Source organism: Streptomyces sp. NPDC057616 (genome assembly GCF_042800575.1).
Classification (GTDB): domain Bacteria; phylum Actinomycetota; class Actinomycetes; order Streptomycetales; family Streptomycetaceae; genus Streptomyces.
Window position 1 is genome coordinate 242,132 of sequence record NZ_JBHVGU010000012.1, and the last position, 8,135, is coordinate 250,266.

General features: G+C 70.9%; 6 protein-coding genes. 1 reads left to right on the forward strand and 5 read right to left on the reverse strand.

Translation table 11 applies throughout. The annotated features are described in order from the left end of the window. Window positions 1-20 precede the first annotated feature (20 nt). The 4 genes from ACFU97_RS17710 to ACFU97_RS17725 form a co-directional block, all read right to left on the reverse strand. Window positions 21-2,786: an SIR2 family protein gene (locus ACFU97_RS17710; protein WP_384257018.1), complete on the reverse strand. Its 2,766-nt coding sequence runs from the start codon at window positions 2,784-2,786 to the stop codon at window positions 21-23. An 859-nt stretch (window positions 2,787-3,645) separates the two neighbouring features. Then, the gene (locus ACFU97_RS17715; RefSeq protein ID WP_384257020.1) at window positions 3,646-4,086 is read right to left on the reverse strand and encodes an SRPBCC family protein; all 441 of its coding nucleotides are present in this window, start codon (window positions 4,084-4,086) and stop codon (window positions 3,646-3,648) included. A gap of 128 nt (window positions 4,087-4,214) precedes the next feature. Then, window positions 4,215-4,832 carry a thiol:disulfide interchange protein DsbA/DsbL gene (locus ACFU97_RS17720; RefSeq protein WP_384257023.1) on the reverse strand — a complete coding sequence of 206 codons (618 nt, stop codon included), beginning with the start codon at window positions 4,830-4,832 and terminating at the stop codon, window positions 4,215-4,217. A gap of 95 nt (window positions 4,833-4,927) precedes the next feature. Then, window positions 4,928-6,088: a magnesium and cobalt transport protein CorA gene (locus ACFU97_RS17725; RefSeq protein WP_384257025.1), complete on the reverse strand. Its 1,161-nt coding sequence runs from the start codon at window positions 6,086-6,088 to the stop codon at window positions 4,928-4,930. A 145-nt stretch (window positions 6,089-6,233) separates the two neighbouring features. On the opposite strand from ACFU97_RS17725, the gene ACFU97_RS17730 reads away from it, so the two are divergent. Then, entirely contained in the window at window positions 6,234-7,361 is a 1,128-nt protein-coding gene (locus ACFU97_RS17730; RefSeq protein WP_384257028.1) for a winged helix DNA-binding domain-containing protein, read from the forward strand. Between the two features lie 18 nt (window positions 7,362-7,379). Here ACFU97_RS17730 and ACFU97_RS17735 read toward each other — a convergent pair whose 3' ends face one another. Continuing rightward, window positions 7,380-8,027 carry a LysE family translocator gene (locus tag ACFU97_RS17735; protein ID WP_384257031.1) on the reverse strand — a complete coding sequence of 216 codons (648 nt, stop codon included), beginning with the start codon at window positions 8,025-8,027 and terminating at the stop codon, window positions 7,380-7,382. Between the last annotated feature and the right edge of the window lie 108 nt (window positions 8,028-8,135).

Genomic DNA, 8,135 nt, shown 5'->3' on the forward strand with positions numbered 1-8,135 from the left:
GTCCGGTTGGACCGCCTCGGTCACAGGAGCCCCTTGCGGGGAAGCACCCACAGCTTCCCCTTGCCCAGTAGCGGAGAGAGGGAAGCATCGGCCGTTGGCACCAGAGTGTCCACCGCTGCCTGTACCGCCACCCACGCGTCGGCGTTCTCGATGGGCGAGACCCCGTGCGCGTCGAGGTAGCGGCGGTGCTGGTTCAGATGACTGGTCGACTGCCTGCTGAGCCGACGTCCCGCCACCAGCCCCACGACACCGCGCAGTGCGTCGAGGAACACGGGGTTGGTCGTCTGCGCGTGCAGCGCGGCCAGCCCAACCCCCATTCCCAGCAGGCCGACCACTACGTCCTGCTCGCGGACGGATAGCGGCAGAGTCACGCCGCACAGCAGGACGTTGGACGCGTACTGGCCATCCTGTCCGGCGGCGGTGCCCCATGCCGGATAGAACTTGATCTTCGAAGCGGAGTCCGTCATGGACCCCAGCTCGCGACAGGCGCGTTCGGCGACGCTCAGCGCGTCGCCGATCCGCCCCGCGCGGCGCAGCGCGGTGATCTGGGCCGTGCGGAAGCTCAGCCGTCTGGGCGAGGCGATCACCGCGGCCTCGGCTGCCGCCACGGCCTCGTGGGCGAACCGTTGCTCCTGCGCCGCTGACAGCCGCAAGGACAGGTAGGCGGTGGAGTGGAGGTCATCGTCGAAAGTCTTCGTCTCCTGGGATATCTCCACGGCCGCGGTGACCAACCTCCGTACGATCGAGGCGAGTTCCTTCGGATCCCCTTCCTGGCTGATGTCGAGGGCGGCGTTTGCGATGGACTGGTGACGGACCCACAGCGCGGGTCCGTGCCCCGACGCCGCGGCCTCCCTGCCCAACGGGTTCATGACCTCCCACTCGACGGCGTCCGCGGACTTCAGCCCCACGGCCCGCGCGAGGACCCGACGGGACAACGGGGACCCGTTGCCCCGGCCAAAGCGGCAGGCGGAGTGGAGCAGCGAGATCATCAGGAAACACTCGCGCAGTGAGCAGTTCCCGACGGGACTGTATGCACGGAGCCGCTGCAGCAGCTCCATGACGTGGCTGCGCAGCAGGGGCCCGTACCGGACCTGCAGCATGGCCCCGACGAGCGCGCTGTCCTGGCGGCCGTAGGAGGCCTGGGCCAGTCGAATCAGCCGGGCGGCCCGCTCCTCCTGTGGCGTCTCGGCGAGTTCGCCCAGGGCGTTGAGCTCCTCCCACGCGGTGACGAGGGCTTGACCCTCCGCTTCCGAGAGACCGGTGCCCACGAGGGTCTCCAGGGCCGGCCGCAGTCGGCCGGCTGCGCCCTGGTCGCGCCACTCCCGTTCCTGTGCGGCCAGCAGCACATGGATGTCCGTGCGGCCGCGGTTCACGCACGCCGTCATGAGCCGCTGGAGGTCGTCGATGACGAGGGCGCCGTCGTCGCTCACCAGGAGGATGCGGTGGTCCGGCCGCTCTGGCAGGGCCAGGACCGCGTCGGGGTCGATGCCGGCGCCGGCTTCCCGCCAGTACACCGTGATGTCGTCGTGGCTGCGCACCAGGTCGACCGTCGCCTGGCGCAATGCGATGCTCTTCCCCTCGCCCATGGGGGCCACGGCAGCCACGATCTGCTTGTCGAGCGTGCCATCAATGCAGTCGCGCACCCGGTCGGACAGTTCCCCGACGAGGGCGAGGCGGGGCACCCGGGTGTCGAGTGCGGTGCGCCAGCCGGGTTCCGCACCGTCGAAGAACCGAACGACGTCGTCCTCGCCGTGCTGAGCCCGGGATTCCTTGTCGAGAAAGGCGCGGTCCACGCGCCGCCAGCCGGTCAGGCCGGGCTGGGGCAGGGCCGCCAGGTAGTCATCGAGCAAGCGCGGGAGCAGTTCGTTGGCGTCGATGCCGTCGTAGAAGTACGTCCTGCGCAGCGAGCGCAGCTCTTGGAAGAGCCCGGATTCGAAGTCGCCGGGGGTGAGCTTCGGATACGAGCACCAGATCAGATCGCTGTCCTGGGTGTTCTGCTCCAGCACCCGCTCGCGCAGCGTCCGGGAGAAGGCGTCGTCCCAGCCGCTGTAGCCGATCACCACTACGACATGACCATGCAGCGACTCCCGTAGGCTGCCGTGAAGTTGGGGACGCTGTCGCTGCAACTGGGTCGCCGTGTGCAGGGTGTCGCCCCAGGACCAGTACCCGTGCACGTGCGCGATGTTGACCTGCTGTTGGTGATGGGGCTGGATCAACCGGCCATCGAGGTCGAAGTACTGGAAGTTCGGTTGGCCGCCGGCTTTGCGCACGGCGATCTCCAACAGTGGATCGAAGTTCGTCGTGATCACGGGGCCGCGGCGCTCAGCGGGCAGATGGCGCAGAAGCCGGCCCAGCGCCTCCACTCCCCGGGGCAGCTTCCACAGGCCGGTCTGCTCTTCGAGGGCGGTGAGTTCCTGCGGGTTGTTGCGCCTGTACAGGGCCGACCGGGCGGCGGCATTCTTGCCGGTGCAGGCACCTAGGACCGCCCGCCGGATTACCCTGTTGAGATGGTCCTGACCGAGGTTGTACTCCACGAAGTGGGCGGCCTGCTGGTACTTCTCGCCGTCCGTGGGGCCGACGACCTTCCGGTCGAACCGATCCCGCTCCACCTCCTCGTCGAGCAGCTTCCGCATGGTCTCCACGATCCTGCCGACGCCGTCGACGGCCCCGATGCTGATGCCGGAGCCGGTGATGAAGGCGACAGGCTTGTCGCCCTTGACCAGCAGCGTCTTCAGGCGTGTGACGAGATCGTCCGCATCGCCGGTGATCACCTCATCGATCGCCAATGAACCTTCCCCCCGCATGCGTTGCACCCCGAGTCTCGGCAGTGTAGTCGCCGCTGCGCCGGCACAGTCAGCGCCGCGACTTGCAGGGTGGCCGGCGGGGCGGCAGGGTGGGGTGACCGAGAGCAGGGGTGCCCGTCGGGCAAAAGCACATCGGGGGCCGGCAGCTGAGCGGGTCGGCGAGTGGAGTGGGCGCGGAGACGGGGCGCCGTTTGTCGCCGGTGGCGACCACGGTGCTCGGCGCCGGTCTCCTGGCCGGACTGGTTGTAGTGTTCGGCGGCCCGGTGAGTCTGTGGCCTTGGAGCTCGAACTAGTTCAGTCCGGCACCGACGAGGGTGCCGTCACGTCCCGGTGTCGCCGTTCGAGATCGGGACGTGGTCGCTGACCGCCGACAGCGCGATGCTGTTCGCGGTGATCCTGTGCAGCGGGCCGGGCAGCTTCGTCCACGGTGACATCGTTCGCGACCTATCTGGGCAACAGGCGGTTGTACGCCAGCTGCTGTGGTGTACCTGCTCCGGGCCGGTATCGGGGTGGCGCTGGTCGTGTTCGTGTACTTCCTGCTTCGCGATGGTCTCTTTGCGGGGGGTTCGGGTGCCGGTGCCACGAATCCGTACGGCTTCTCCGGCATCGCGGCCTGTGTGGTCTGTTCTCGAAGCAGGCGACGGACAGGCTTCGGGAGGTCTGCGACACGATCCTCAGCGCCAAGAGCGACGGCGACCACGAGCGCGGCGACAAACTGCCCGCCGTCGCGACCGGGGACCCCGACCGCGGCCAGGCGCGAACGGGTCCACCGGTCTTCGATCGTGAACATGCCGACCGTTCCGCGCGGCCGCAGGTGCACGGGGCACCCCGGAAGCGGCCCTTACTCCATCCGCAGAAGGCGATTCACCGCTCTCCCGAACATGTATACCGCCGCACTCCGCAGCAGCGGGTCGAACAGCCCCGGCAGCCACAGGACCGCCAGTTCCTCGCGCCAGACGACCCGGCTACGTCCCCCCGGCCCAGTACGTACCTCCATCTCCGCCCAACCCGTCACCACCCGCCCCCGCTTCTCCAGCCGGCACAGGCCCGCCGCGGTGTCCGTGGGCGGACGCCAGACCGTGACCTCCATCGGGTCGTCGAAGGCGAGGGGCCAGATTCCCGAACGGGCCACGACGAGCGTGCCGACCCGGGTCGGCGACGGCGGCACCACTTTGACCCGGGTCAGCGGGACCACGTCGCCATGGCGGCGCCACTCCGTGAGGCGGCGCCACGCCTCGTCGAGCGGGAGCGGTGCCGTGCGTTCGAGAAGAAAGTTGACCACACGACGAATCGTAGGCAATCCGCGCTGCTCACAGGCGTGTTCACCCGCACGTCATGCGCGTGGGCGAGCGCATGGGCGCCGCCGTCGGCGCCTGGTTTCACTCCTTGTGCCTCACGGCGTCAGGCGGCTCACGCGGTGCGGTACAGGTGGTCCATCACCGAGAGCGTGTCCGAGGCGCTGCCGACCTGCAGCGGCGACGTACGGAAACGTCCGCCGACGACCACCGTGGGCTCCTCCACCACCTGGTAGCGCTCCCGGAGCGCGGGCGCCGCCTTGACCTTGGCGTCGACGGCCTTGGACCGGTAGGCGGTCCGCACCGCGTCGACGTCGAGGCCCCGCGTGGCCGCCCAGGCCAGCACCCTGCGCTCGGTGGTGAGGTCCTGGTGCTGGTCGCGTACGGCGCGGAAGACCGGGAGCGCCTCCCGCTCCGCGAGGCCGAGCCGGTCGAGCGTGTAGAACAGGCGGGCGTAGGCGAGCTGGCCGGGCTGGTCCGTCCAGGCAGCGGGGATGCGGACCACCTTCACCCGCGGGCTCTGCCGCGCGGCCCAGTTCTCCAGCGGCTTCTCGAACGCGTAGGAGTCCGGGCAGTCGTACCAGAACACCTCCACCACCTGGCGGGCGGCCACACCGGTGACCGGGTGCTTGAGCCGGAAGTACTGCTCGCCCTCCTTCGGGCCGCCGGAGGCGGCGCCGAGCAGGCAGGTCAGCACGGTCGTCAGCGCCAGCAGGCGCATCGTCTTCTTCATGGCGGCCACCCTGGCGCCCCGCTACCCCGCGCGCCCCGCTGACACACGCAAGGTCCCTCGTTCGGCCGCCCGCGGCGTGGCGCCGGGCGCTGCCGTCAGAGCCAGCCCCGCCGCTTGAAGATCACGTAGAGGCTGAAGCAGACCACGCCCATCAGGCCGATCGCGAAGGGGTAGCCGAAGCTCCAGCTCAGCTCCGGCATGTCGTGGAAGTTCATCCCGTAGATCGTGCCCACCAGCGTCGGCGCGAACAGGATCGCCGCCCAGCTGGAGATCCTCTTGATCTCCTCGTTCTGCTCGAACCCCGCCTGCGCGAGCGCCCGCATCTCCGCGTTCTGCTGCTGGGTGACCAGCGTCGCGTTCACCGTGAGGATGTCGGCGAGGGCCTGGCGGAAGCCGTCGACGCGCTCGCTGGTGTGCGTGACGTGGTCGGCGACGTCGCGCAGATAGCGCTGGAGCTCCTCGTCCGTGCCGTACTTGGAGAACCCGGCGATCAGCCCGTGCAGCATGCCGACCAGGGGGCGGGTGGCGCGCTGGAACTCGACCATCTCGCGGGAGAGTTCGTAGATGCGGCGGGATACCTCGGGGTCGCCGCGGAAGACCTCGGTCTCGATCTCGTCGATGTCGTTCTGGACGCCGGCGACCACCGGCGCGTACCCGTCGACGACCGCGTCGAGGATGGCGTACAGGACCGCCTCCGGACCGAGCTTCAGCAGTTCCGGGGAGTCCTCCATACGGTGGCGGACCGCGGAGAGGTCGGGGGCGGCGCCGTGCCGGACGGTGATGAGGAAGTCGGGGCCCACGAAAACGTGCAGCTCGCCGAAGTCGACCTCCTCGGGGGCGTCGAGATAGCGGGCCGCACGCAGGACCACGAACAGGGTGTCGCCGTAGCGCTCCAGCTTCGGGCGCTGGTGGGCCTCCATCGCGTCCTCGACCGCCAGCGGATGCAGGTCGAACTCGGCCGCCAGGGAGAGCAGTTCGTCGTCGGTGGGGCGGGCGAGGCCGATCCACGCCATGCCGGCCGGCCGGTCCCGCAGCTCGCGGTAGGTCTCGGCGAGGGTGGCCGGCGAGGAGACCCGGACGCCGTCCCGGTACAGCGCCGCCTGGACGACGCTGGCCACCTCCGCCGGCTCCGCGGACGCCGGCGCGGCCGCGGGGGGCGCGGTCGTGGACGACGGCGGCTGCGGCGGGGTCAGCGCGCGGCGCCAGACGGACCTGCGCCCGTTCGCGTGCTCCGGACGGGCGCGTCGCTCGGACATGCGGCTGCCTCCCGGTTCGTGCCTGCGGCCTGCGTGATCCCGGGCAGGATATCCGGGCCGTGCGAACGCGCGGTGGCCGGCGCGTCCGGGATCCGGTGAGAGTTGCGGACAGCCGGTGTCCGCAAGGACGGCTAGCGTGCGGAGCATGACGAAGCCGAGCAGGCCGAGGACGACGACCGCGACGAGCCCCGTGCTCACCGCCCGCGCGCTCAACCGCGCAACCCTGCAACGGCAGTTGCTGCTGCACCGGTCACCGCTGGACGCGAAGGCCGCCGTGGCGCATCTCCTCGGGCTCCAGGCGCAGAACGTGAAGCCGCCCTACTACGCGCTCGCCGCCCGGCTCGACGGCTTCCGCCCCGAGGACCTCTCCGCGCCGATGGCGGACCGCGAGGTCGTCCGCATCGTCACCATGCGCTCGACCATCCACACCCACACCGCCGACGACTGCCTCACCCTGCGCCCGCTCGTCCAGCCGGCCCGCGACCGCGAACTGACCGCCTTCCGCAAGGGGCTCGCGGGTGTCGACCTCGGCCGGCTCGCCGCGCTCGCCCGTGAGCTGGTCGAGACCGAGCCGCGCACCATGAAGGAGCTGCGCGAGGCGCTGCTGGCCGAGTGGCCCGACGCCGACCCGCAGTCCCTCGGCATCGCCGCCCGCTGCACGCTCCCGCTCGTCCAGGTCACCCCGCGCGGGCTGTGGGGCAGGAGCGGTCAGGTCGCCCTGACCACCGCCGAGCACTGGCTGGGCCGGCCCGCCGAGGCGGCGCCGGACGTCGACGCGACCGTCCTGCGCTACCTCGCCGCCTTCGGACCCGCCTCCGTCAAGGACATGCAGACCTGGGCCGGGCTGACGCGGCTGCGCGAGCCCTTCGAGCGCCTGCGCCCCCGACTGGCCGTCTTCCGCGACGAGAACGGCGTCGAGCTCTTCGACCTCCCCGACGCCCCCCGCCCCGACCCGGACACTCCCGCCCCGCCGCGCTTCCTGCCCGAGTTCGACAACCTGCTGCTTTCGCACGCCGACCGCACCCGGGTCGTCCCCGCCGCCTACTGGGGCCGCAGCTGGGTGGGGAACATGGTGCACCGCACCTTCCTCCTCGACGGCTTCATGGCCGGGGTGTGGAAGCTGACGGACGACGCGCTCGTCATCGAGCCCTTCGGCACGCCCGGCAGGCGCGAACGGGAGGAACTGGCCGAGGAGGGCGCGCGGATGCTCGCGGCCATGCATCCGCAGGCGCCGTACGACATCCGGTTCGGGACCGTGATCCCGCGGGGCTGACCGGCGCTGCGGCGGGCGTCAGTCGGCGCGGCCCGTCACCGCCACCGTCAGGCCCAGCCCGATCATCGTGAACCCGCCCGCGCCGCCGATCAGCGACAGCCGGCGGTCGGAGCGGGCGAACCAGGCGCGGGCCGCCGACGCCGTCAGGCCCCAGAGGGTGTCCGTGACCAGGCCGATCGAGATCGGGATCAGGCCGAGCAGCAGCATCTGCAGGGGGACGTGGCCCGCCGAGTGGTCGACGAACTGGGGGAGCACGGCGGCGAAGAACACCACCCCCTTCGGATTGGTGACCCCGACCAGCACACCGTCCAGCACGGTGCGCAGATCACCCCGCGCCGGCTCGTCCGCACGGGTGCTGATGGCCGACGCCTTCAGCTCCCTGCGGTGCCGGAAGGCGTGGACGCCCAGGTACACGAGGTAGGCGGCGCCGGCCAGTTTCACCGCCAGGTAGACCGTCACCGAGCGCTCCACCAGCGAGCCGATGCCCACCGCGACCGCCACCACCAGCAGGTACGAGCCGAAGACGTTGCCGATCGCCGTCGCCACGGCGGTGCGGCGGCCGTGGGCGAGCGCCCGGCCGATGACGAACAGCACGCTGGGCCCCGGGATCACGATGACCAGCAGGGACATCGCGGCGAAGGCGAGGAATCGGTCCGTGGACACCATGCGTATCACTCCCATCCGGGCGCTCATTGAAACAGAGCCCGCCGACTCCCCTCCAGGGCCTGGGGGGGGGGGGGGGGGGGGGCACCCCCCCCCGGAGCCCTACGGCGC